22 protein-coding genes are annotated in these 22262 nt (G+C 58.0%); 7 read left to right on the top strand and 15 right to left on the bottom strand.

The genetic code is table 11. The features are described 5' to 3' along the window. Positions 1 to 38 precede the first annotated feature (38 nt). Entirely contained in the window at positions 39 to 1856 is a 1818-nt protein-coding gene (locus tag ACTG3X_RS07235; protein ID WP_439110576.1) for an extracellular solute-binding protein, read from the bottom strand. A 282-nt stretch (positions 1857 to 2138) separates the two neighbouring features. Here ACTG3X_RS07235 and ACTG3X_RS07230 point away from each other — a divergent pair, with 282 nt between their 5' ends. Beyond that, positions 2139 to 2912, top strand: coding sequence for a 3-hydroxybutyrate dehydrogenase (locus ACTG3X_RS07230; RefSeq protein ID WP_439110575.1), 774 nt, complete (start codon positions 2139 to 2141; stop codon positions 2910 to 2912). Beyond that, a complete protein-coding gene (locus ACTG3X_RS07225; RefSeq protein WP_439110574.1) occupies positions 2909 to 3949 on the top strand; it encodes a patatin-like phospholipase family protein in 1041 nt (346 codons plus the stop codon). Before ACTG3X_RS07230 ends, ACTG3X_RS07225 begins: the two co-directional genes overlap by 4 nt. 4 nt (positions 3950 to 3953) lie before the next feature. Here ACTG3X_RS07225 and ACTG3X_RS07220 read toward each other — a convergent pair whose 3' ends face one another. The 3 genes from ACTG3X_RS07220 to ACTG3X_RS07210 form a co-directional block, all read right to left on the bottom strand. Next, on the bottom strand, positions 3954 to 4679 hold the full coding sequence (locus ACTG3X_RS07220; protein ID WP_439110573.1) for a DUF502 domain-containing protein: 726 nt from the start codon (positions 4677 to 4679) through the stop codon (positions 3954 to 3956). A 90-nt stretch (positions 4680 to 4769) separates the two neighbouring features. Then, positions 4770 to 5678 carry a pseudouridine-5'-phosphate glycosidase gene (locus tag ACTG3X_RS07215; protein ID WP_439110572.1) on the bottom strand — a complete coding sequence of 303 codons (909 nt, stop codon included), beginning with the start codon at positions 5676 to 5678 and terminating at the stop codon, positions 4770 to 4772. Next, positions 5671 to 6570, bottom strand: coding sequence for a PfkB family carbohydrate kinase (locus ACTG3X_RS07210; protein WP_439110571.1), 900 nt, complete (start codon positions 6568 to 6570; stop codon positions 5671 to 5673). Before ACTG3X_RS07210 ends, ACTG3X_RS07215 begins: the two co-directional genes overlap by 8 nt. A 213-nt stretch (positions 6571 to 6783) precedes the next feature. On the opposite strand from ACTG3X_RS07210, the gene rpsB reads away from it, so the two are divergent. Both rpsB and tsf read left to right on the top strand, forming a co-directional pair. Then, entirely contained in the window at positions 6784 to 7554 is a 771-nt protein-coding gene (gene rpsB, locus ACTG3X_RS07205) for a 30S ribosomal protein S2 (protein WP_439110570.1), read from the top strand. Positions 7555 to 7632: 78 nt separating this feature from the next. Then, positions 7633 to 8508 (top strand): translation elongation factor Ts, encoded by an 876-nt coding sequence (tsf, locus tag ACTG3X_RS07200; protein WP_439110569.1) that lies wholly within the window; start codon positions 7633 to 7635, stop codon positions 8506 to 8508. A 450-nt stretch (positions 8509 to 8958) separates the two neighbouring features. On the opposite strand, the gene ACTG3X_RS07195 is transcribed toward tsf, so the two are convergent. Next, the gene (locus ACTG3X_RS07195; RefSeq protein ID WP_439110568.1) at positions 8959 to 10182 is read right to left on the bottom strand and encodes an acyl-CoA dehydrogenase; all 1224 of its coding nucleotides are present in this window, start codon (positions 10180 to 10182) and stop codon (positions 8959 to 8961) included. Positions 10183 to 10286: 104 nt separating this feature from the next. On the opposite strand from ACTG3X_RS07195, the gene gcvA reads away from it, so the two are divergent. After that, the gene (gene gcvA, locus ACTG3X_RS07190) at positions 10287 to 11192 is read left to right on the top strand and encodes a transcriptional regulator GcvA (RefSeq protein WP_439110567.1); all 906 of its coding nucleotides are present in this window, start codon (positions 10287 to 10289) and stop codon (positions 11190 to 11192) included. Between the two features lie 99 nt (positions 11193 to 11291). Here gcvA and phoB read toward each other — a convergent pair whose 3' ends face one another. The 7 genes from phoB to ACTG3X_RS07155 form a co-directional block, all read right to left on the bottom strand. Beyond that, positions 11292 to 11975: a phosphate regulon transcriptional regulator PhoB gene (gene phoB, locus ACTG3X_RS07185; protein ID WP_439110566.1), complete on the bottom strand. Its 684-nt coding sequence runs from the start codon at positions 11973 to 11975 to the stop codon at positions 11292 to 11294. After that, positions 11972 to 12691, bottom strand: coding sequence for a phosphate signaling complex protein PhoU (phoU, locus tag ACTG3X_RS07180; RefSeq protein ID WP_439110565.1), 720 nt, complete (start codon positions 12689 to 12691; stop codon positions 11972 to 11974). The genes phoB and phoU overlap by 4 nt, the downstream gene beginning before the upstream one ends. A 12-nt stretch (positions 12692 to 12703) precedes the next feature. Then, the gene (gene pstB / locus ACTG3X_RS07175) at positions 12704 to 13507 is read right to left on the bottom strand and encodes a phosphate ABC transporter ATP-binding protein PstB (protein ID WP_439110564.1); all 804 of its coding nucleotides are present in this window, start codon (positions 13505 to 13507) and stop codon (positions 12704 to 12706) included. A 13-nt stretch (positions 13508 to 13520) separates the two neighbouring features. Further along, positions 13521 to 14840: a phosphate ABC transporter permease PstA gene (gene pstA, locus ACTG3X_RS07170; RefSeq protein WP_439110563.1), complete on the bottom strand. Its 1320-nt coding sequence runs from the start codon at positions 14838 to 14840 to the stop codon at positions 13521 to 13523. Continuing rightward, positions 14837 to 16306: a phosphate ABC transporter permease subunit PstC gene (gene pstC, locus ACTG3X_RS07165; RefSeq protein WP_439110562.1), complete on the bottom strand. Its 1470-nt coding sequence runs from the start codon at positions 16304 to 16306 to the stop codon at positions 14837 to 14839. The genes pstA and pstC overlap by 4 nt, the downstream gene beginning before the upstream one ends. A 59-nt stretch (positions 16307 to 16365) precedes the next feature. Then, the gene (locus ACTG3X_RS07160; RefSeq protein ID WP_439110561.1) at positions 16366 to 17424 is read right to left on the bottom strand and encodes a substrate-binding domain-containing protein; all 1059 of its coding nucleotides are present in this window, start codon (positions 17422 to 17424) and stop codon (positions 16366 to 16368) included. A gap of 140 nt (positions 17425 to 17564) precedes the next feature. Further along, positions 17565 to 18632, bottom strand: coding sequence for an ATP-binding protein (locus ACTG3X_RS07155; protein WP_439110560.1), 1068 nt, complete (start codon positions 18630 to 18632; stop codon positions 17565 to 17567). A gap of 237 nt (positions 18633 to 18869) precedes the next feature. On the opposite strand from ACTG3X_RS07155, the gene ACTG3X_RS07150 reads away from it, so the two are divergent. After that, on the top strand, positions 18870 to 19274 hold the full coding sequence (locus ACTG3X_RS07150) for a hypothetical protein (protein WP_439110559.1): 405 nt from the start codon (positions 18870 to 18872) through the stop codon (positions 19272 to 19274). On the opposite strand, the gene ACTG3X_RS07145 is transcribed toward ACTG3X_RS07150, so the two are convergent. Genes ACTG3X_RS07145 through ACTG3X_RS07135 form a run of 3 tightly spaced genes read right to left on the bottom strand, consistent with a single transcriptional unit; the run spans position 19271 to position 21309 of the window. After that, positions 19271 to 19792 (bottom strand): gamma carbonic anhydrase family protein, encoded by a 522-nt coding sequence (locus ACTG3X_RS07145; RefSeq protein ID WP_439110558.1) that lies wholly within the window; start codon positions 19790 to 19792, stop codon positions 19271 to 19273. The two genes, ACTG3X_RS07150 and ACTG3X_RS07145, sit on opposite strands and share 4 nt — an antisense overlap. After that, complete coding sequence (gene gmk / locus ACTG3X_RS07140) at positions 19789 to 20430, bottom strand: guanylate kinase (RefSeq protein WP_439110557.1); 642 nt, start codon at positions 20428 to 20430, stop codon at positions 19789 to 19791. Before gmk ends, ACTG3X_RS07145 begins: the two co-directional genes overlap by 4 nt. Positions 20431 to 20433: 3 nt before the next feature. Beyond that, positions 20434 to 21309 carry a YicC/YloC family endoribonuclease gene (locus tag ACTG3X_RS07135; RefSeq protein ID WP_439110614.1) on the bottom strand — a complete coding sequence of 292 codons (876 nt, stop codon included), beginning with the start codon at positions 21307 to 21309 and terminating at the stop codon, positions 20434 to 20436. Positions 21310 to 21532: 223 nt separating this feature from the next. Between ACTG3X_RS07135 and ACTG3X_RS07130 the strand changes: the two genes are divergently transcribed. Further along, positions 21533 to 22204: a PAS domain-containing protein gene (locus tag ACTG3X_RS07130; protein ID WP_439110556.1), complete on the top strand. Its 672-nt coding sequence runs from the start codon at positions 21533 to 21535 to the stop codon at positions 22202 to 22204. Positions 22205 to 22262: the final 58 nt, after the last annotated feature.

Here is a 22262-nt window from a genome sequence, read left to right as displayed (position 1 = left end):
TCGCGTCAGGTTGCGCAACACGCGGCGCGCCAGACCGATCACTCCTCAAACCACCAGACATCGGGCATAAACCAGTAGCCATCGCCATTGATGGGCACTTTGCTGGGATATTTCAGCTCTTTTGCATGCGCGATGCGGCTTGTGCCGAATGCATATGTCGGGATCACATAGCGCCCCGCTGTCAATATGCGGTCAAGCGCGCGGGTGGCGGCGATGAACTCGTCTTTGTCATCGGTGCCGACCATTGTGGTGATCATCGCCTCGGCGGCGGGGGAGTTCATCCCCATCAGGTTGCGAGACCCCGGCGTATCAATGCCAGCGCTGCCCCAGTAGAGCATCTGCTCGTTGCCCGGAGACAGCGAGAAGCCGCGGCGGATATCGGTCATATCAAAGTCAAAGGCGTTTTGGCGGGCAAAATACTGGGCGTTGTCCACGCTCTCGATCTCGGCTTTGATGCCAAGCCGCTCAAGCGCTTGAATATAGATATTGGCAAAGGCCTCCAGCTCGCTGGCGCCGCTGGCCAGAAGGATTTTGAAGCGAAAGGCCTCGCCAGAGGCGTTTTGCAAAATCCCCGCTTCAACACTCCAGCCAGCATCCCGCAAGAGTGTCTGCGCGGCTCTCAGATTGCTGCGGTTGCGCTTTGTGCCGTCAGAGACGGGCAGGGCGTAGCCCTCAAGCACACCTTGGGGCAGACCGCTGGCAAAGGGCGTCAGCAACTCGCGCACGCGGCCCTCGGCTGCCCCGTGGCGCATACCGAGCTCGGACCCTGAAAAATATGAGGTGATGCGCTTTTGTGCCCCGCCTGTCACCACATCATTCATAAACTCGAAGTTAAACGCGAGGATAAGCGCTTCGCGCACCCGCCAATCGGTGAAGAGCGGGTTACGGGTGTTCATCACGAAGCCAGTTATTCCCGTGGGCTTGCCATCGGGTATTTCTGATTTCAGGACATCGCCGCGCGCCATGGCGGGAAAGTCGTAGGCCGTATCCCATTTATTGGCGTTATATTCGCGCACCGCCGTCAGCACCCCCGCTTTGAAAGCTTCCTTCAACACGGTGTCATCCGCAAAGAACTCGATGCGGATTTCATCGAGGTTGGCCGCCCCACGGCGGATGGGCAGGTCGCGCGCCCAGTAGTCAGGGTTGCGCTTGAGCGTGAGAAAGCGGTTTGGCTCATAGGCGCCAATCACGTAAGCGGCAGAGCCGATCGGAGCCAGATCAAAGCCTGAGCGGTCAAATGCGTGGTCCTCCCACTGTGCCTTTTTCAGGATCGGGCGCAGCCCGGCGATGAGCGCAAGCTCGCGGTTGGTGGTGTTGAACGTAATTCTGAAAGAGCGCGGGCCTGTTGGCGCGATGCTTTCGACCTGGCTCATAAATCCGCGATAGCGCGGGTGGCCTTCAGCCCCGAGAACCTCGTAGCTCCAGAGCACATCTTCCAAAGTGACGGGGCTGCCATCAGAGAATCGGGCCTCGGGGCGGAGCGTAAACTCGACCCATTCCCGATTCGGGCCTGTCTCAATCGATTCGGCGAGCAGCCCGTAGAGCGCGAAAGGTTCGTCCCAATTGCGCGCCATGAGGCTCTCATAGGCCAAAAAACGCAGCTGCCATGGCGGTGAGCCTTTGAAGATAAACGGGTGTAAACTGTCAAAGCCACCCGTATTGCCCACGGTGATACGCCCGCCTTTGGGCGCATCAGGGTTTACGTAGGGGAGAGACACAAAATCAGGTGGGAGAGCAGGGTCACCATACATAGCTATGCCATGTTGAGGCTCTGCCTGAGCAGAAACAGAGAGCCCGATGAGGGCGCTAAAAAGCACGTAGATGCCCGCTACTGCATGGAAAAATACTGATTTCATTTTAACAACAATCCCGCCCCAACCTTGTTTTGTTATCTTAATCCTTACCGCCGCCAAAATGGCATTACAAACTTTTAGCTTGGATTGAGTGTTAACATTGCTTATAAAGAGGGCACTGCTCGATAGGTTTCTTGCCTGTATGAAACCTGCCTCAATAACTTGACGCCAGCCTTGTGCTGGCGTTTTTTTTGGCTCAAGCGTTTTTCAAGCTGTGTTCTTTTGGTGGCTTTGAACGGCGCAGCGCGGTATTGCTGCACCTGCAAACAAACTGTGGAGCGTAGCATGACACTCAAAGGTAAAACCGCCGTAATCACCGGATCAAACTCGGGCATTGGCCTCGGGATCGCTTGGGAGATGGCGCGGGCAGGGGCCGATGTTGTGATCAACTCTTTCACTGACCGCCCCGAAGACCACGCCATTGCACAGGAGATCGCGGCAGAGACAGGTGTAAACGCGCGCTACATTCAGGCCGATATGTCCAAGGGCCGCGCGTGCCGTGAGCTGATCGAAGCCGCCGGGCGCTGCGATATTCTGATCAACAACGCCGGTATCCAGCATGTCGCGCCGATTGACGCCTTTCCCGAAGACAAGTGGGACGCCATTATCGCCATCAACCTGTCGTCTGCCTTTCACACCACAGCCGCAGCGCTCCCGATGATGCGCAAAGCGGGTTGGGGCCGTGTGATCAATATTGCCTCAGCGCACGGGCTGACGGCATCGCCCTATAAATCTGCTTATGTTGCGGCCAAGCACGGGGTTGTTGGCCTGACCAAAACAACCGCTTTGGAAACAGCCCAAGAGCCGATCACAGCCAATGCTATTTGCCCGGGCTATGTGCTGACCCCGCTGGTGGAGGCGCAAATTCCCGACACGATGAAGGAATATGACATGAGCCGCGACGATGTGATCAAGAATGTCATGCTGACGCGGCAACCTTCCAAAGAGTTTGCGACGGTTGAACAGCTGGGCGGCACAGCCGTGTTTCTGGCCTCGGATGCGGCGGCGCAGATTACCGGCACAACGATTTCGGTCGATGGCGGCTGGACAGCCTTGTGAGCGCGCCTCTGCGGCTGAACCTCGCGCTGCAAGGCGGCGGGGCGCATGGTGCTTTTACCTGGGGCGCGCTTGACCGCTTGCTTGAGGAGCCTGATATCGAGATTGCCGCGATAACGGGCACATCAGCGGGCGCGCTCAATGGGGCTGCGCTCAAATCGGGCTATCTGCGCGGCGGCAATGCGGGCGCGCGCGAAAACCTTGATTGGCTCTGGACAGAAGTGGCAGGCCTTGAAGACATGGCGCTGCCTGCGTGGATGAACAGCTGGATGCCCCAGCCTGCCCAAGTGAGCCAGGCGCTGGAGTTTTCACCGCTCTACCTTTGGGGCGACGCTGTCAGCCGTATGCTCTCACCCTATGGGTGGGGTGCCCTGTATCAAAACCCGCTGCGCCGTATTGTTGAGCAGTTTGACTATGACAAAGTCTGTGACACCCACGGCCCCGAGCTTTTCATCTGTGCAACCCAAGTGCGGCAAGGCAAAGTGCGCGTCTTTAGCGGCGACACGATCAGCACCGACGCGATACTGGCGTCGGCCTGTTTGCCCACGCTGTTTCAGGCTGTTGAGCTGACCGACCCGCAGACAGGCACACGCGAGGCTTTCTGGGATGGCGGCTACACAGGCAATCCTGCGCTCTTTCCGCTGTTTGAGGCGCATTTGCCCGAGGATGTTGTGATCATCAATATCAACCCTCTGGAGCGCGACAAGCTGCCTGTGACCCCACAGGAGATCCAGAACAGGATCAACGAGATCAGCTTTAACTCCTCGCTCTTGCGAGAGCTGCGCAACATCGAATTTGTTCAGCGCTTGATCAAGGATGGTACAATACAAGAGGGCGCTATGAAGAACATGCGTGTGCATATGATTGCCGATGATGCGCTCATGAATGATCTGTCGGTTGCAACCAAATCCATTGCCGTGCCCTCGATCATCGCACAGCTCAAAGAGGCGGGCCGCCGCGCAGCGGGAACCTTTCTGGCCCAGCACAAAAGCGACCTTGGTCAGCGCCAGACAGCAGATCTTTCGGAGATGTTCAGCTAAGGCATCAAGCCACTGGTGCTTTTGAGGGGTCTTTTGCGTTGGGGTAGACAAGCCCCGCCGAGATCACCAGTTTGGCGGCATCTTCGACGGTCATATCCAGCTCGATCACGTCGCGCTTGGGCACAAACAGCAGGAAACCGGATGTGGGGTTTGGCGTTGTGGGCAGGAAGATACTCATCAGCTCGTTGCCATCCCCATCGGCTTTGACCGCGATTTCGCCTTTGGCCATGGTCGAGACAAACCCGATCGCCCAAATGCCCTTGCGCGGGTATTCGATGAGGCAGGCCTTTTCAAAGCTGCGCTCGGATTGGGCAAAGATGGTCTCTGCGATCTGCTTCACACCATTGTAGATAGAGCGCACAACAGGCACGCGCTCAAGCAGGCCTTCAGCATAGCGGATGAGCGAGCGGCCCAGGAGGCCTTTGGCTAACCAACCCACAAATATGGTGAAGAAAAAGAAGACAAACACGCCAACACCGCGAATGTTAACGCCGATCCAGTCGGCAGAGCCGGGCGTGCGCCCGAGCCAGCGGTTCACCAGCTGTTCGGGGTGATAGTTTGAGGGAACAAAGGGCAAGACGAACCCGTCAACCCAGCCGATAAAGCTCCAAAGCAACCAGATCGTAAACGCCACTGGCGCAATAACGATCAGACCTGTGAAAAACGAGGCGCGCAGACCCGCGAACATGCTGCGGCGCTTGTGTGGGTCTTCGTCAAAGGGTGTTGTCATTCTGAGCTATGTTCCATTCTACAGCTCCATATCTAGGGGCTGCCTCATCTATCTACAATCGTTAAAGCGAGAAACAAGCGCCCGCGCCCGTCACTCAACCGCCAGAGCGCTGGCAATTGCGGCGGCCAGACGCGCATTGTTTAAAACAAGGGCGATGTTTGTCTCAAGCGAGCGACCGTGGGTGAGCTCAAAGATCCGCGCCAAGAGAAACGGGGTGACGGCTTTGCCCAGGATCGCTTGCTCATCGGCTTCTCTTTGCGCCTGCGCAATAACGGGTGCCATCTCGGCACCGCTGATTTCGGCTTCAAGTGGCACAGGGTTGGCCACGAGCTGCCCTCCCGGCAGGCCGAGTGAGGCGCGCATTTTGTGGGCGCGGGCGATCTCTTTGGCGCTGTCCATCCGCAGCGGTGCAGCCAGGCCCGAGGCCCGCGACCAGAACGCCGGAAAATCATCCTGGCCATAGGCAATGACAGGCACACCAGATGTCTCGAGCACCTCGAGTGTTTTGGGGATATCAAGGATCGCCTTGGCGCCTGCGGCAACAACGGTGACAGCCGTCTGTGCCAGCTCTTGCAAGTCAGCCGAGATATCAAAGCTTGTTTCTGCACCCTGATGCACCCCGCCAATGCCGCCCGTGGCAAAGACATGAATGTCCGCCAGCGCGGCCGCAATCATGGTGGCGGACACGGTCGTTGCGCCTGTGCCGCCCGTGGCGAGGCACGCGGCCAGATCAGCGCGGCTGAGCTTGGCGACAGTCTGCGCCTGCGCCAGTGCCTCAAGCTCTGCAGGCTCAAGCCCGATGTGCAGAGTGCCGTTGATCACAGCGATTGTTGCAGGTGTCGCCCCATGGGCGCGCACCTCGGCCTCAACGCGCTGTGCTGTCTCAAGGTTTTGAGGGTAGGGCATCCCGTGGGTGATGATGGTGCTTTCCAAAGCCACAATCGGCGCGTTGGCTGCGCGGGCTTTGGCCACATCCTGGCTGTAGGTGATCTTATGCATATCTATCGTCTCCCGCCACATAAGCGGCTGCTGTTTTTTGTGCAAATTCAATGGCATTGGCGCGGCTCCTCCCTTGGAGTTCCGCGGCAATGTGAGCGGCCATAAAGGTGTCGCCAGCGCCTGTGATCCGTTTGGCAACCACAGGTGGCGGCGCGGCTTCATAGATGTCGCTAGCGCACGCATCACAGGCTGTCTGGCTTCCATGGGTCACGATCACCCGCTGCGCACCTGCATCAAGCAAGGCTTTTGCGCCATCCTTGGCTGTTCTGAGGCGGCGGGCTCCGCTGATCAGCTCGGCCTCTTCAAGGTTTACATAAAGTGTTGCGCCTTTGTGGCGTATTACCGCGCGCAGCCGCTCGGCCTTGCCGGGCGAGGCTGGCGCAACCCGCAGATCGGCCTTTGAAAAGGCAGGATCAAGGGCGATCTGCTCCAAGAGCGCTTCCGTCAAATTGCCATCAAGCGCGATGCAGCCTGCATAAGGTGCATCGGTGCTGCCAAGTGTGCCATCCCTCAGCACTGCCACAATCTCTTCGCCTGCGGCCTCCAAGGAATGTGCATCGGCTATCGCCGCAATCAGCCCGTTCGCGCCCTCAATGGCCATGTAGGCGTCGGTCGGGCGTGTGCTGCGGTAGATATGATCTGTCACAAGGCTCATGCCCTGTGCCGCTTTCAAAAGCTCGTCGCCTGCCGCATCCTGCCCGAGGGCCGAGAGGAGCACAGGGCGCAAACCAAAGCGCGCCAGTGTCATGGCGATGTTCATAGCAACCCCGCCCGGAATACGCGTGATCCGACCTGGCATATCGTTGCCAGCGCGCATGTCGCGTGGGCTGCGGCCTATGATGTCCCAGAGGACAGAGCCTATACAGAGAATATCTTGTTTTTCGCGTGTCATGGCCGTTCAATGCCTCTAACCGCCGCGCTTGGCAATGCCACTTTGACAGCGGACCATTCTGGGCTTGTAAAGGGGAGGGGGCCGTTATATACGCGCGCCACTAACTTCGCAGATGGAGGCGGGCCTAGGGGGGAGAAATCCTTCTAAGTCCACCGGTTGAAGCAACCGCTTCTCTTCCCTCCATCAAGGCATAAACCGGAAAGGATAAAGACAATGGCTCTTCCTGAGTTTTCATTGCGTCAGCTGCTTGAAGCAGGCGTACACTTTGGTCACCAAACACCCCGCTGGAACCCGCGCATGGGCCCGTTCATCTACGGCGCGCGCAACGGCATCCACATTTTGGACCTTACACAAACAGTTCCAATGCTCGACGCAGCACTCAATGTTGTGCGTGACACTGTTGCCAAAGGCGGCCGCGTTCTCTTCGTTGGTACAAAGCGCCAGGCAGCATTGCCCGTCGCTGAAGCCGCAGAGAAATGCGCTCAGTACTACATGAACCACCGCTGGCTCGGTGGCACGCTGACAAACTGGCAGACAGTTTCAAAGTCGATCAGCCGCTTGAAATCTATCGACGAGAAGATGGAAACAGGCTTTGACGGCCTGACAAAGAAAGAGCGCCTCGGCATGGAGCGTGACCAAGAGAAGCTGGAAGCTTCCCTCGGCGGTATCCGCGAAATGGGCGGCGTTCCTGATCTGATCTTCGTCATCGACGTGAAAAAAGAAGCACTCGCAGTCGCTGAAGCCAACAAACTGGGTATCCCCGTTGTGGCTGTTGTTGACACAAACTGCTCACCAGACGGCGTTGATTACATCATCCCGGGCAACGACGATGCGGCACGCGCGATCGCTCTGTATTGCGACCTTGTTGCACGCGCGGCTCTTGACGGTATGTCAGCACAGCTCGGCAACGCAGGCGTAGACATCGGTGCGATGGTTGATGCACCTGTTGAAGAGGTCGCCGTAGAAGCTCCAGCCGAAGGCTGAGCCTAACGGCCCAAGAACTCAAGCAGGCGTGCAGAGCGCGCGCCTGCAAATTTCAATTTTGTTATGAGGAGAGCCAAGATGGCGATCACAGCAGCAATGGTGAAAGAACTGCGCGACAGCACGGGCGCAGGCATGATGGACGCAAAGAAAGCGCTGACAGAAACAGACGGTGATATGGAAGCCGCTGTTGACTGGCTCCGCACAAAAGGCCTTGCAAAAGCCGCCAAGAAATCTGGCCGCACAGCAGCTGAAGGCCTTGTGGCCGTTAAAGTTGAAGGCGGCAAAGGTGTTGCCGTTGAAGTGAACTCAGAAACCGACTTTGTTGGTAAAAACGCTGAATTCCAGGACATGGTCAACAAGATCGCGGCAGCGGCAACGGGTGTTGCAACTGTTGAAGAGCTTGCAGCAGCCACTGTTGATGGCAAAGCTGTTGCCGACATGATCACAGACAAGATCGCCACGGTTGGCGAGAACATGTCTCTGCGCCGTATGGCGTCGCTTGAAGGCGAAAACGTTGTGTCTTACGTGCACAATGCAGCCGCTGACGGCATGGGCAAAATCGGTGTTCTCGTGGCCATGACCGGCGGCGACGAAAGCTTTGGCAAACAGATCGCAATGCACATTGCAGCTGCACGCCCCGAAGCACTTGATGAAGCCTCACTTGACGCCGCATGGGTCGAGAAAGAGCGTCAGGTTCAGATCGATATTGCGAAAGAGTCAGGCAAGCCCGACGCCGTCATCGAAAAGATGATCGTTGGCCGCATGGCGAAGTTCATGGCAGAGAACACGCTTCTTGGCCAAGCCTTCGTTGTGAACCCTGATCTCACAGTAGAGCAGGCGGCAAAAGAAGCCGGCGCCGCGATCACTGGCTTTGTCCGTATGGAAGTTGGCGAAGGCATCGAGAAAAAAGAAGAAAACTTCGCCGAAGAAGTCGCTAAGGCGATGCAAGGCTAAGCCTTATTTTCGAAGATCTCTTACTGACAGCGCCGTTTGCAAAAGCGGCGCTGTTTTTCTTTGGTGTGAGAGCGTTGAAAATGTCGGCGTCAGAGCGAATAATAACTCATCAGCCGACTGCCGGAGAACCGACCAGACAGGGCAGAGCGCTGAAATTGCAGCGATTTCCTCTCCGTGTTCCTAGGCCTAAACCACCACTCACGGAACAATCTCAAGATGACACAGAGGTGACGCTAAGTGAAGTCAGATTTTAGCGTTATCGGTCTGAACAGTGTGAAACGTGATCCATATTCAACACTCGACACGAGATAGCGTAAGACCAGCAACGTGCCACTCAACTATTGTTTTCAGAGACTTAGCTATACCTTTATTTAACATAATACATATTATGCGATAAACAGATGACGTAAAAAAGGGGCACATCTCAGCGCCCCTTTCTCAACGATGGCCTTAGAAAAACGCCTGCAGACCTGTCTGAGCACGCCCCAAGATCAAAGCATGGACATCATGCGTGCCCTCATAGGTGTTTACAGTCTCGAGGTTCATTGCGTGGCGGATCACATGATACTCAAGCGTGATGCCGTTGCCGCCGTGCATGTCACGAGATTGTCTCGCAATATCAAGAGCTTTGCCGCAGTTGTTGCGCTTCATCAGAGAGATCATTTCTGGTGCGGCCTTGGCCTCGTCCATCAAGCGGCCCAACCGCAACGCGCTGTGAAGCCCGAGTGTGATCTCGGTTTGCATATCCGCCAGCTTCTTCTGGAAGAGCTGGGTCTGCGCGAGTGGCCGCTTGAACTGATGGCGGTCAAGACCGTATTGGCGCGCCGAGTGCCAACAGAATTCGGCGGCCCCCATAACCCCCCAGCTGATGCCGTAACGCGCACGGTTCAAACATCCAAAAGGCCCTTTAAGCCCTTGAACATTCGGCAAAAGTGCATCTTCGCCGACCTCAACGCCATCCATAACAATTTCACCTGTCACAGAGGCGCGAAGGCTCATTTTGTTTTCGATCTTGGGGGTCGATAGCCCTGTCATTCCTTTTTCGAGGATAAAGCCGCGGATTTTGCCGCCGTGCTCGTCAGACTTTGCCCAGACGACAAAGACATCTGCAATCGGTGCGTTGGAAATCCACATTTTCGCGCCGGTGAGCTTATAGCCCGTGGCGGTCTTCTCCGCGCGGGTTTTCATGCCGGCCGGGTCTGAACCTGCGTCAGGCTCGGTCAGGCCGAAGCAGCCAATCAGATCGCCTGCTGCCAACCCTGGGAGGTATTTTTTGCGTTGCGCCTCAGTACCATAGGCATAGATCGGATACATCACCAGCGAGCTTTGCACAGACATCATAGAGCGGTAGCCGCTGTCCACACGCTCGATCTCGCGCGCGACAAGCCCGTAGGCAACATATGAGCTGCCCAATCCGCCGTATTCCTCCGGAACCGTGATCCCCAGAAGGCCCATATCGCCCATCTCTTTGAAGATTTCGGGCGCGACGGCTTCTTTGGCGTAAGCCTCTGTAATTCTTGGCATAAGCTTTTCTTGCGCATATGAGCGGGCACTGTCTGCGATCATGCGCTCGTCTTCGGCCAGTTCACCTTGAAGGTTAAGCGCATCTTCCCAGTCAAATTGCCCAAGCTCAGGGGCATCTTTTGCTTTAAGTATAGGGGTTTGGGTGTTCATCTTAATGCTCCGTTCGCTGTAAGATATTTGCCCTTGTGTAACATGCGAAAACAGAATGTAATAACGCTAATTTCGTGTGTTTTGATGCAAAAGTGGAATGCTTGATGGTTTCTCGGCGCAACATCCCCTCCTCGCAAGGCCTTGCTGCGCTGGAAGCGCTGGCGCGGCATGGCAGCGTGACAGCCGCCGCCCAAGAGCTGAACCTGACCCAAAGCGCTGTATCGCGCCAGCTTCAGGCGCTAGAGGCACAGCTTGGCGTCGAGCTGTTCATCCGCCGCGCCAAGCGCGTTAGCCTCACGGGCGCCGGGGCCCGCTATGTTGAGGAAGTACGCCGCGCGCTTGATATTCTGACCAATGCAGCGCTGCGCCTTCAGACGAACCCCGAAGGCGGAACACTCAACCTTGCGATCTTACCAACCTTCGGAATGCGCTGGCTGCTGCCGCGCCTGCCAAGGTTTAGCCGTGCGCACCCTGACGTGACAGTTAACATGAACTCTCGCCTCAAACCCTTTGATTTTGCTGCAAGTGATATGGATGCAGCGCTCAGTTACGGCAGCGGTGACTGGCCCGATTGCCGCTCGATGCTGCTGGAAAAAGAGGCCGTATTGCCCATGGCCTCGCCCGGTTTGCTCGCCCAAAACCCCGTCGCAACAGCGCAGGATATGACCCGCCTGCCCTTGCTCCACATCCAGACCCGCCCCGACGCCTGGCGCGACTGGTTTATGGCCGAGGGGGTGGAAGCGCACGGCCTTGCTGGCACGCGCTATGACCAGTTTTCAACCATCCTCCAAGCCGCGCGGCATGGGCTGGGTGTGGCTCTGCTGCCCGAGTATCTGGCGCGCGAAGAGGTTGCCGAAGGGCGCTTGCAGGTGGCTTATGGTGCGCCAAGCCCGAGCCGTGGCAGCTACTACCTTGTCTGGCCACAAGAGACACACAATGCCCCTGCCCTTGCGGCCTTTCGCGACTGGCTCAAAGAAGAGATCGAGGGCGAAGACCTTTTGCCAAGGTAAACGCACATATGCGCTTTTGTCATGAACCGCGCCGGGCCCCGCCGTGTGGCAGCCTATGGGGCAAGCTGTATATACAGCAGTATGGACAGTGTTAGGGCACTAGCCAAGCGCATAGCCCGCGCCGCGCACGGTGCGCAGCGGATCTGTGCCGCCGTGTTGCATGAGCGCCTTACGCAAGCGGCCGATGTGCACATCGACAGTTCGCGTATCGACATAGATGTCGCGGCCCCAGACACGGTCCAGCAGTTGCTCACGGCTCAGCACCCTGCCCTGCGCCTCAAGGAAGCACGACAGCAAGCGAAACTCGGTTGGCCCCAGCTTGATATCCTGATCCGCGCGGCTGACACGGTGGCTGGCCGCATCCAGCAAGATGTCTTCAAAGCTCATGGTCTCGCCCATCGTCGTGGGACGGGTGCGGCGCAGCTCTTTGCGCACCCGTGCGACAAGCTCGGCCACAGAGTATGGCTTGACCATATAGTCATCAGCGCCCGTCTCAAGGCCACGCACGCGGTCAAGCTCTTCCGAGCGGGCAGACAGCATGATGATCGGGATATCACGGGTGTCTTTGCCGCTTTTCAGACGGCGGCAGACCTCAAGCCCGGAGACATGGGGCAACATCCAGTCGAGCAAGACAAGATCAGGCGGTGTTTCCTGGGCCCGCAGCAGAGCCTCTTCACCATCGGCCGCTTGCAGCACCTCAAAGCCCTCGGCCTTGAGATTGTAGTTGAGAACCGCGCGTTGCGAGGCCTCATCTTCAACCAATAGAATAACGGGCACGCTCATGACAGATCGCTGACCTGTGCGTGAGTAGATGTCATGTCGCCTTTTTCGCGGGCTTCTTCGGGCTTTTCACCTGTCACGAGGTAGACGACCTGTTCGGCAATCGCCGTGACATGGTCGCCCATGCGCTCGGTGTTTTTGGCGATGAAATGCAGGTGCATACAGGCGGTGATGTTGCGCGGGTCTTCCATCATGAAGGTCAGGAATTCGCGGAAAAGCGCGTTGTAAAGCTGGTCGATCTCGTGGTCACGCTCGATCACATCGGCGGCCAAGGCCGCATCGCGGCGGATGTAGGCATCCAGCGCATCTTTGAGCATGAGCTGCACATCGCGCGCCATACGGCGCAGTGAGACATGTGCCTCGTCAATCGCGGGCAGTTGGGCCAGAACGCCCGTGCGCTTGGCCATATTTTTGGCGTAGTCACCGATGCGCTCAAGGTTGGCACTGATTTTAAGCACCGAGAGCACAAGGCGCAAATCAATCGCGGTGGGCGCACGCAAGGCGATAAGCTGGGCGGCCTCGTCGTTGATCTGCTCTTCGAGCAGGTCGATGACCTTGTCTTTGGCGCGCACTTCGCGGGCTTTTTCCTCGTCATGCGAGGCAAGGCTTTCGGCGGCGTCAAGAATTGCCATTTCGACAAGCCCGCCCATTTTCATGATCTGGGCCTGAATGGCCTCGAGGTCGCGGTCAAAGGCCGAGGCGATGTGATGGTCGTTCATAGCAGATGCTCCTTAGCCGATGCGGCCGGTTATATAGCTTTCGGTGCGCGGATCGGACGGCTTTGTGAAGATTTGCGAGGTGTCGCCAAACTCGACCAGATTGCCCAAGTGGAAAAAGGCTGTCTTCTGGCTGACGCGGGCGGCCTGCTGCATGGAGTGGGTCACGATCACGACAGAGTAGTCGCGCTTGAGCTCGTCGATCAGCTCTTCGACCTGCGCTGTTGCGATCGGGTCAAGGGCCGAGCACGGCTCATCCATCAGCAAAACTTCAGGTGCGGTGGCAATGGCGCGCGCGATACAGAGGCGCTGCTGCTGGCCGCCAGAGAGGCCAGTGCCGGGCGCATGCAGGCGGTCTTTGACCTCGCCCCAGAGGGCGGCGCGCTTGAGCGCTGTTTCGACGATGTCGTCGAGCTCGTCTTTGCTGCGTGACAGACCGTGGATTTTGGGGCCATAGGCGACATTATCATAGATCGACTTGGGGAAGGGATTGGGCTTCTGGAATACCATCCCGACCTTGGCGCGCAGCTGCACGGGGTCCACCTTGCTGTCATAGATATCTTCCCCGTCCAGAAGGATATCGCCTTCCACGCGGCAGATATCGATGGTGTCGTTCATGCGGTTGAGACAGCGCAGAAACGTTGACTTGCCGCAGCCTGACGGGCCGATAAAGGCGGTCACGGTGTTGTCGGCGATATCCACGCTTACGTCTTTGATGGCGTGGGTGTCGCCATAATATACCTGACAGTTGCGGGCCGTAAATTTGGCTGGGGTCTGGGTCACATCGTGCTCCGATTTAGGGGCTATTGCATCATACATGGGTTTGTCTTTCTTACCAACGGCGCTCGAACTTGCGGCGCAGAAGGATCGCGACGGTGTTCATCAGCGCAAGGAAGATCAGGAGAAGGATAATTCCGCCCCAGGCGCGCTCATACCAAGCGCCATCGGCGCGGGTGGCCCAGATATAGATCTGTGCCGGCATACCGACGTTGGGGTCGGTGAAGAAGCTTGAGACACTGCCGATATCGGTCTGGACAAAGGCAACCATGCCGATCAGCAGAAGCGGCGCTGTTTCGCCCAAGGCTGCGGCGAGGCCGATAATCGTCCCTGTCATGATGCCGGGTGTGGCGAGGGGCAAAACATGGTGAAACACCGCCTGCATACGGCTTGCGCCCACGCCGAGCGCCGCATCGCGGATGCTTTGGGGCACAGCTTTCAGGGCGGCGCGTGTGGCGATGATGATGGTTGGCAGTGTCATGAGCGAGAGCGCAAGGCCGCCCACCAAGGGCGCGGAGGCGCGCAGCTCTTCGATTTCGAGTGTGCCGCCACCAAACTGGATAAAGGCTGCCAGCGCAAGGATACCGAAAACAATCGACGGCACGGCGGCGAGGTTGGAGATATTAACCTCAATGAAGCTTGTGAAGCGGTTCTTGGGGGCAAATTCTTCCAGATAGATCGAGGCCGCGACCGACACGGGCAGGCAGACCACAAGCACCACGATCATCATCGCAAGGGAGCCAAGCACAGACTGGCCCATGCCCGACTGTTCGGGGCGCAAGTCAGAGGCGTCATTGCCTGTGATAAAGCCCCAGTTGAAGCTTTTGGTGAGCACGCCTGCTGCGCTGAGATGATCGGCCAGATCGAGGTGCACACCATCAATCCCCTTGTCATCCGCGATACTGTCGCGGGTGACACGGCCTTTGAGGTAGCCATCCAGACGGCTGGATGTGGCAAGGCTCAGGGTCACGGTCTCGCCCATTTTGTCGGGGTTTGAGAGCACAAACTGGCGGAACGTGTTGGGCGCGCCCGAGCTGAGCATGGCTTTCAGCGCAGTTTTGTCTGCCAGAGCGGGGTCAAGCCCCTCCTCAGCAAGCTTCGCAGCCAGAGCCTCGCCGATCAGCGCGCGGTAGCCTGATGTCTTCATCATCGAGCCTTCGGCCTTTTCAATCGCGGCTTCATCCAGCGTGACATTGAGGGTCAGGCGCGATTGCATGAAAGCGCCTGCGCCGTTGCTCACAATCTGGCTGAGCAGAACGATGAGGAAAAACAGAGCCGCGCTGATGGCTGCAACACCATAAAAGCGAAAACGGCGTTCGCGTGCGTTGCGGCGGCGGGTGCTGTCACTCAGCGTGTAAAGCGATGTCGCGCTCATGTGTATTGCTCCCGATATTTGGAGGTGATGTAGCCCGCCAGCACGTTGAGCGAGAGCGTGACGACAAAGAGCGTGGTTCCGAGCGCATAGGCGACAAGCACCTCAGGCTGGGTAAAGTCGGCATCTCCTGTGAGCTGGCTCACGATTTTGGCTGTGACGGTTGTCATGGCTTCAAGCGGGTTGAGATCAAGCTTGCCAGCGGCCCCTGCGCCAAACACCACCAGCATTGTCTCGCCGATGGCGCGCGAGGCGGCCAGGATGATGGCCCCAACGATACCCGGCAAAGCGGCTGGCAGCACCACTTGCCGAATGGTCTCGGAGCGCGTGGCACCAAGGCCAAGCGAACCATCCCGCAGTGCTTGCGGCACGGCTGTGATGATGTCGTCAGACAGCGAGGAGACGAAAGGAATAAGCATGATGCCCATCACGAGACCTGCGGTCATGACCGAGCTTGCACCCTGCATCCACCCCAGCTTGTCAGGGCCAAAAACGCTGAGCAGCAACGGGCCGACGGTAAGAAGCGCAAAGAGGCCATAGACGATTGACGGGATCCCTGCGAGCACCTCAAGCAGCGGCTTAACCGTGCTGCGCACCCGCGGGCTGGCGTATTCGGCGAGGTAGATCGCGGCAAAAAGCCCGATCGGAACGGCCACGGCGAGCGCGATTACCGAAATATAGAGCGTACCCCAGAGCAGCGGTAACAGGCCCAATGGCTGGTCACGGCCACCGCCCGAATGGGGCTGCCATGTTGTGCCAAACAGGTAGTCTTTCCAGTTGTACAGCTGGAAGAACTCGGCTGTGTTAAAAATAAGTGCGAGGAAGATGCCGATTGTCGTCAGGATCGCGAGCAGCGCCGCCGACATCAGCACACCGCGCACGACCTGCTCGACAGCGTTGCGGGCACGAAAGCTTGCGTTGGTGCGCAGATACGCAAAGGTCAGCCCAGAAACAGCGAGCGCCAGTGTGAGGATGGTTTTCCAAAGGGCGGCGCGGGTTTGCAGGCTGCGATAGCTCTGGGCCAGTGACAGGATCTCGGGCTTCACATCGGCCCCGAGGGCAACACCCGTTTGCCCGAAGAGCGCGCGCAGATCGGTCTCGTTGGCATCGAGTGCGCGGGTCTCTGCCTGAGTCAGCAGCCCCGCTTCAATGGTGCGGCCAAGGCCATCGGCCACGTTGCGCACATCTGTCATGACGAGCTTGAGCGCGCCGGTCTCTTCCACAAGGGCAGGTGAAACGGCTTGCGCGATGTTGGCACGGATCGCCAGAGGCTGGGCGACAGACCAGAGCGCCATCAGAAGCGCGGCAGGCAGCGCCACATAGAGCGCGACCGTAAACCCGTAGTAGGTCGGGCGCGAATGCAGGTTGCGTGCATCCCCTTGGGCTGAGGCCAAAGCACGTTTGCGGCCCAGCACATAGCCGAGAGCCGCAAGACCGAGCACAGTGAGGAAAAGCAGGAAAGGCGGCATGAGCGCTCCGAAAGTCTGAAAAAAGCGGGGGCCGCGCGGTGGCGGCCCCTGCCCTTTGGTTACATATTGCCGTTCAGCGTCACTTCACCGGCGACCATCTCTTGGGTCTTGGCAAGCTCGGGATCAGCGACGAGGCCATACTCGGCCATGGGGCCCTCGGGGCCAGCCAGCTCGTCAGCCACAAAGAACTGGGCAAACTCTTTGAGACCCGGGATCACACCGATGTGCGCTTTCTTGACGTAGAAGAACAAGGGGCGCGACACGGGGTATTCACCTGTTGAGATGCTCTCTGTTGACGGAGCAACACCTGACATGGTGGCGACTTTCAGCTTGGCTGTGTTGTTTTCGTAGAATGCGAGGCCAAACACGCCAACACCGTTTGAGTTGCTTTCGATACGGGCAAGCGTCTCGGTGTAGTCGCCGTCGATGTCGACAGATTTGCCGTCGGTGCGCACTTTGTAGCACATTTTGGCAGCGGCTTTTTTCTTTGCCTTGTCGTCAGCGCCTTCGGCGATGGCCACAAACGCGTCATATGCGCCAGATGCCTTGCAGCCTTCTTCAAGCACTTTCACTTCGAAAACTTCGCGTGTGCCGTGCTTTGTGCCCGGAATAAAGCCAGCAATATCAACGTCTGGCAGGGCCGCGTTAAAGTCTGACCACTTCTGGTGGGGGTTTTCAACAAGGGCGCCATCTACAACCACTTGGGCCGCGAGCGCGTTGTAAAGATCAACCGGTTCAAAGGCTGTGAACTCAGGGCCTGTCTTCTGGCTGGCAAAAACGATGCCGTCATACCCGATGCGGACTTCCATGATCTCGGTCACGCCATTTTCGGCGCACGTCGCGATCTCGCTGTCTTTGATCTGGCGCGAGGCGTTGGCGATGTCGATTGTGTTTTCGCCCACACCTTCACAGAAGCGCTTGAGGCCAGCTGAAGAACCGCCTGATTCTACAACCGGTGTCGGGAAATCCGAGTTTTCGCCGAAGGCTTCGGCTACGATGGCAGCGTAAGGCAGAACTGTTGAGGAGCCGGCAACTTGTACGTTGTCGCGGGCCTGAGCCGTTGTCGCGGCAGCGGCCATAAGGGCGGCGGCAGACACGGCGGTTGTTAGGTATGACATCTCTTACTCCTAAGTCAGGTTGACTGGCGCCGGTTTCATTCGGTGGCGCTCTGCCCTCGGCTTCTAGGCTCTTCTCACAATGCTTTTGTGACAGTTGTGTAACGGTTTTATGACAAGCCTTAACCTATTGTTAAGATGTCTTATTTCGAAGCGCCAATAGGCAGCAAGACGCTGAACTCACTGCCGTTGCCCAGCTCCGATTCGATTCTCAGACGGCCACGGTGACGCTGGATGATGTGTTTGACGATGGCGAGGCCAAGGCCCGTGCCGCCAACCTCGCGCGCACGGTGGGAATCAACGCGGTAGAATCGCTCGGTCAGGCGCGGAATATGCAACGGGTCGATACCAGCGCCCGTGTCGCGCACCGACAGGCGCAGCCCCTCCTCGCCCCGCAGCGCCGCTTGCGGGCCTGTCAGCTCCACAGCGACGGTGACACGCCCCCCCGCGCCGCCGTATTTAATGGCGTTTTCAATGAGGTTGGTCAGGACCTGCCGCATCTGGTCGGGGTCGGCGCAGATCATAATGTCTGTTGGCGGGAGATCCGCGACAAGCGCAACAGACGCATCCGCAGCCATCGGCTCAAGCGTGCTCATAACGGAGCGCACCAGCCCGACCATATCCACCTGCCCTTGCGGCGGGCGGCGCTGCTCGGCTTCGACGCGGCTGAGAGACAGCAGATCGTTCACCAACCGCTCCATGCGCGCGGCTTCCTGCGCCATGATGCCCAAAAACTCGACGCGCGCCTCCGTGTCGTCTCTGGCGGGGCCTTGCAAGGTCTCGATAAAGCCCATCATCGAGGTCAAAGGCGTGCGCAGCTCATGGCTCACATTGGCCACAAAGTCGCGCCGCATTTGCCCTGCCTGCTCAAGCTGGGACACATCCTGAAAGCTCAAGAGCACCGCGCCTGTGGCGGCCAAAGGCATAATATCGATCTGGTAGATGGCGTTATGTGAGGCCGTTTGCGCGATATAGCGCCCCTCCTGGCGCGCCTGTCCTGCCAAAGCCGCATTGATGGCCTCAACGAGCTCGGGCTGACGCAAGGCCGAAACAAACGGGTAGCCTGTTAAGGCAGAGCCCAGAAGCGCTGCCGCCGCCTGATTGGCGGAGGTGATCCTGCCAGACCCGTTTATGATCAGCGCAGGTTGGGGCAAAGCCTCCAGAAAGACCGAAGGGGCGAGCATGTCGTGCGGCAAAGCATCATCAATCATCGGGAGCGGTTGTCCAGTGGGGCACGCAACAGTTTTTGTCGGCCCGCAGCGAGGCGTTCAGAATTCAGCTCGCATATGTTACGGATTTTTCCGGCATTTGCAATTCCACAAAATACGCCAGTTGTCTCTTTTGATATAAATACGCAACTTTAGAGAGATCATGCCTTCGCTGCTGCTTGGCACACGAGATCCACCACATTGATCTCAAAGAGATAACTTAAACTGGGGACGCAACACATGAGCTTTGTATCGCTGCTGGTAAAGCCAAAAATTGTTACTCTCACCTCGGCGCGCTGCGACGCTCCGTCTTATAACTGCATTCCGCCAGAGCGCTCTGTGCCACTCACACACCTGAGCGCCTTTGCAAAAATGGGCGGGGTGCCATCTGCCTATCTGAGCTGGCTGATCTGTGAAGACTATGACGCCTTTGATGTGGGTCACGCCCTAACCGCTTGCGACTATTCCGGCCCCTGTATTTTTGTCAGCCCTGATTTGCCCAACACAGCGATGGTTTTACGAGAGCTTGTCGTCGCCTTTCCCCGCCTTGCCATAAGCCTATGGCCAAAATCCGACGCGCCCCTTTTGGCGGAGGCATTCTGCGCGGCCCTGATACAGGCCGAGCCAGTGGTGCGCCGCGTCTAAAGCGCGCGCAAGCTCTCGCGAAAGCGGCGCATATTGTCTTGGTAGTGCTTTGCACTGGCTGTCAGCATCGCGTGGGCTGACGGATCAAGCGTTTTTACCACCTTCCCCGGGCTGCCCATAACAAGGCTGCCATCAGGAATGACCTTATTTTCAGTGATCAGCGCCCCTGCCCCGATCAGGCAGTTGTTGCCGATCTTGGCGCCGTTGAGCACAATCGCGCCCATACCGATCAGGCTGTTGTCGCCAATGGTACAGCCGTGCAGCATCACCTTATGGCCAATTGTGCAATTGGCCCCGATGGTGAGCGGATATCCGAGATCCGTGTGCATGACGGTGTTTTCCTGCACATTCGTGCCTGCACCGATGGTGATACGCTCGTTATCGCCGCGCAATGTGGCCGAAAACCAGACAGACGCCCCTGCCTCCAGCACCACATCGCCGATCACATTGGCATCTGGCGCAACCCATGTGTCTTCCTCAATCCGGGGGGCTTTATCGCCCAAGGCGTAGAGTGTCATGACATCTCCTCGAATTCGGTTTGAAGCTTGCGCACGTGATCGACCAGCCGCGGCTGCTGAATGCGGCGGTGGCGGCGGCTTGTGATGATGGTTTTGAGGCGGTCTTCTGTCTCGTCTAGGTCATCGTTGACCAGAACATAGTCATAGGCATCCCAGCGGCTGATTTCATCCCAGCTTTTGCGCATGCGCTTCTCGATGACCTCGGCTGAGTCCTGCCCACGGCTGACAAGGCGGCGGTGCAACTCTTTGATCGAGGGCGGGAGAATAAAGATACTCAGCGTATGCGCGCCAAGCGCCGAATTGCGGATCTGCTGTGCGCCCTGCCAGTCAATGTCAAAGAGCACATCTTTGCCCTCGCCAATCGCGGCTTCTACGGGCGCACGGGGTGAGCCGTAGAAGTTGCCAAACACATGCGCGTGCTCCAGCATTCCCTCATCAGAGACTGTCTTCTTGAACGCCTCTTCGCTCAGAAAGTGATAGTCCACACCATCGGTTTCGCCCTCACGGGGCTGGCGCGTGGTGGCTGACACCGAGAAAGAGATGCTCGGGTCCCACGCGATCAGGCGCTTGGAGAGCGTGGATTTGCCCGCACCCGAGGGCGAGGACAGGATGATGAGAAGGCCGCGACGGTCTTGCATGTGTTACTCCACGTTCTGAATTTGCTCGCGCATCTGATCGATGACGGCTTTGAGATCAAGGCCAATGCTCGTGAGAGCGCTCATCTGCGCTTTGGAGCAGAGCGTGTTGGCCTCGCGGTTGAACTCCTGAGCCAGAAAATCAAGCTTGCGCCCGACAGCTCCGCCCTGCGCAACCAGCGCCCGTGCCGCAGCAACATGGGCATGCAAGCGGCCAAGCTCTTCGCTGATGTCGGCCTTCACAGCCAGCAACGCCAGCTCTTGGGCAATACGTGTTTCATCAACCTCGACCGCCTCGGCGACGCGGGCAAGGCTGGCGCGAAAGGCTGCTTCGCTCTCGGTGCGGCGCGCCTCTGTGGCGGCGGCGGCGGCCTCGGTGAGCCGCTCGATGTCATCCAGCTGCGCCTGTATCAGCTTTTCCAGCGCAGCCCCTTCAGCGGCGCGCATCTCGTTGAAGCTTGCCAGAACTGGTGCAAAATCGGCTTTGAGCGCGGCCAAGAGCGGTGCTGGGTCGTCTTCTGTTGTGGTCTGCTCCAGAATACCCCGCAGCCCCAAAACCTGACTGGCCGTGCTGGGCGCGAGCGACAGCCCCTGATCCATCGCCTGCTGCTCGACCTCGGCCATCGCCGCGAGCACGGCCTGAAGCTGGGCCGTGTTCAGCGCGATCGCGGCGCTGGCATCTTCACGCGCAAGGCGCAGACCAATGGTGATATTGCCCCGCGCGGTGGCCGCAGCCGTGGCGCTGCGCACATGGGCCTCAAGCCCCGTAATCCAATCAGGCACGCGAACGCGGATATCCTGCCCTTTGCCATTCACTGCGCGCAGATCCCAACTCCAGCTGTGGGCTTCAAAACTGCCCTTGCCCGAGGCAAACCCTGTCATGGATGAAATCACTGCACAGCTCCTTTTACGGTGTCAGGCCTGACTTACGCGCTTCAAAGCCCCCCACGCAAGCCTTGGGCTGGCGAAGATTAACCATCTCGTGCAATTTCGCTCAAATTTTTGCGGGTTTTATTGTATATCTTGTTAAAGTCTTAACAGGGCGCTCCGCGAGAATGCCTATTTGGGACAAACATAAACTATGCCATAAAATGGATGAGTGGTGATGAGTATGCAGTCAGGGGTTGTTTTGAGCATGATGGATCAGTTGAGCCAAAAGCAGTTCAACGCCTGTGCGCTTGTCGAGAGTTATTGGGACAATCTCTGCCGTGAAGGCGCCTTGCCGTTGCGCTCGGCGATTGACCCGCGCGGGATCGAAGATGCGCTGAATTACGCGTTCATCCTTGAAAGCATCGGCACTGGCATCGCCCGGATCAGGATCGCGGGGATGCATCTCAACGAGCTGATCGGTATGGAAGTGCGCGGCATGCCGATCTCGTCTTTTGTCACACCAGCCTCCCGCGAGGCCTTTGCCCGTGTGCTGGTGAGCGCTTTGAAAAGCCCCGCCAAAATGCAACTGAGCCTGACAGCAGAAGAGGCCCCGCGCACAGGCGGCAAGCCTTTGACCGCGCGGATGCTTCTGTTGCCAATGGCCGATGATGAAGGCCGTTTGAACCGTATTCTGGGATGCCTTGAAACCAAGGGACAGTTTGGCCAAAAGCCGCACCGTTTTGAACTTACGGGCGTCAAGAAAACCTCGCTGACGAGCCAGCCGCAGCGCGCGCCGAGCCCCGAGGTCAAACACCCTGAGCAACAAGGTTTTGGAGATGCGCCAGTGCCGTTTGAAGCCCGCAAGACACGCGCGCCACACCTGAAGCTTGTGAGAAACGGCGACTGATAACTTGTGATCAGCGCTGTGCTATGCGAGAGCAGATTGAACCCTAAAAAAGGCGGGT

This window comes from Lentibacter sp., assembly GCF_965658795.1.
GTDB lineage: Bacteria > Pseudomonadota > Alphaproteobacteria > Rhodobacterales > Rhodobacteraceae > Lentibacter.
Note: the sequence above shows the minus strand (reverse complement) of the source record. Positions and strands in the feature narration are given on the sequence as shown.

Excerpts from the sequence above, each read along its gene's own strand:
- phoB (WP_439110566.1), bottom strand. The coding sequence starts at position 11,975 with ATGAGCGTGCCCGTTATTCTATTGGTTGAAGATGAGGCCTCGCAACGC.
- ACTG3X_RS07145 (WP_439110558.1), bottom strand. The coding sequence starts at position 19,792 with ATGACACTCTACGCCTTGGGCGATAAAGCCCCCCGGATTGAGGAAGAC.
- ACTG3X_RS07130 (WP_439110556.1), top strand. The coding sequence starts at position 21,533 with ATGAGTATGCAGTCAGGGGTTGTTTTGAGCATGATGGATCAGTTGAGC.
- gmk (WP_439110557.1), bottom strand. The coding sequence starts at position 20,430 with ATGCAAGACCGTCGCGGCCTTCTCATCATCCTGTCCTCGCCCTCGGGT.
- ACTG3X_RS07195 (WP_439110568.1), bottom strand. The coding sequence starts at position 10,182 with ATGAACACCCAAACCCCTATACTTAAAGCAAAAGATGCCCCTGAGCTT.
- ACTG3X_RS07135 (WP_439110614.1), bottom strand. The coding sequence starts at position 21,309 with ATGACAGGGTTTGCCTCGGGCAAGGGCAGTTTTGAAGCCCACAGCTGG.
- ACTG3X_RS07160 (WP_439110561.1), bottom strand. The coding sequence starts at position 17,424 with ATGTCATACCTAACAACCGCCGTGTCTGCCGCCGCCCTTATGGCCGCT.
- ACTG3X_RS07155 (WP_439110560.1), bottom strand. The coding sequence starts at position 18,632 with ATGATTGATGATGCTTTGCCGCACGACATGCTCGCCCCTTCGGTCTTT.
- ACTG3X_RS07230 (WP_439110575.1), top strand. The coding sequence starts at position 2,139 with ATGACACTCAAAGGTAAAACCGCCGTAATCACCGGATCAAACTCGGGC.
- ACTG3X_RS07215 (WP_439110572.1), bottom strand. The coding sequence starts at position 5,678 with ATGCATAAGATCACCTACAGCCAGGATGTGGCCAAAGCCCGCGCAGCC.
- pstC (WP_439110562.1), bottom strand. The coding sequence starts at position 16,306 with ATGCCGCCTTTCCTGCTTTTCCTCACTGTGCTCGGTCTTGCGGCTCTC.
- pstA (WP_439110563.1), bottom strand. The coding sequence starts at position 14,840 with ATGAGCGCGACATCGCTTTACACGCTGAGTGACAGCACCCGCCGCCGC.
- ACTG3X_RS07150 (WP_439110559.1), top strand. The coding sequence starts at position 18,870 with ATGAGCTTTGTATCGCTGCTGGTAAAGCCAAAAATTGTTACTCTCACC.
- ACTG3X_RS07220 (WP_439110573.1), bottom strand. The coding sequence starts at position 4,679 with ATGACAACACCCTTTGACGAAGACCCACACAAGCGCCGCAGCATGTTC.
- phoU (WP_439110565.1), bottom strand. The coding sequence starts at position 12,691 with ATGAACGACCATCACATCGCCTCGGCCTTTGACCGCGACCTCGAGGCC.
- tsf (WP_439110569.1), top strand. The coding sequence starts at position 7,633 with ATGGCGATCACAGCAGCAATGGTGAAAGAACTGCGCGACAGCACGGGC.
- gcvA (WP_439110567.1), top strand. The coding sequence starts at position 10,287 with ATGGTTTCTCGGCGCAACATCCCCTCCTCGCAAGGCCTTGCTGCGCTG.
- rpsB (WP_439110570.1), top strand. The coding sequence starts at position 6,784 with ATGGCTCTTCCTGAGTTTTCATTGCGTCAGCTGCTTGAAGCAGGCGTA.
- ACTG3X_RS07210 (WP_439110571.1), bottom strand. The coding sequence starts at position 6,570 with ATGACACGCGAAAAACAAGATATTCTCTGTATAGGCTCTGTCCTCTGG.
- ACTG3X_RS07235 (WP_439110576.1), bottom strand. The coding sequence starts at position 1,856 with ATGAAATCAGTATTTTTCCATGCAGTAGCGGGCATCTACGTGCTTTTT.
- pstB (WP_439110564.1), bottom strand. The coding sequence starts at position 13,507 with ATGTATGATGCAATAGCCCCTAAATCGGAGCACGATGTGACCCAGACC.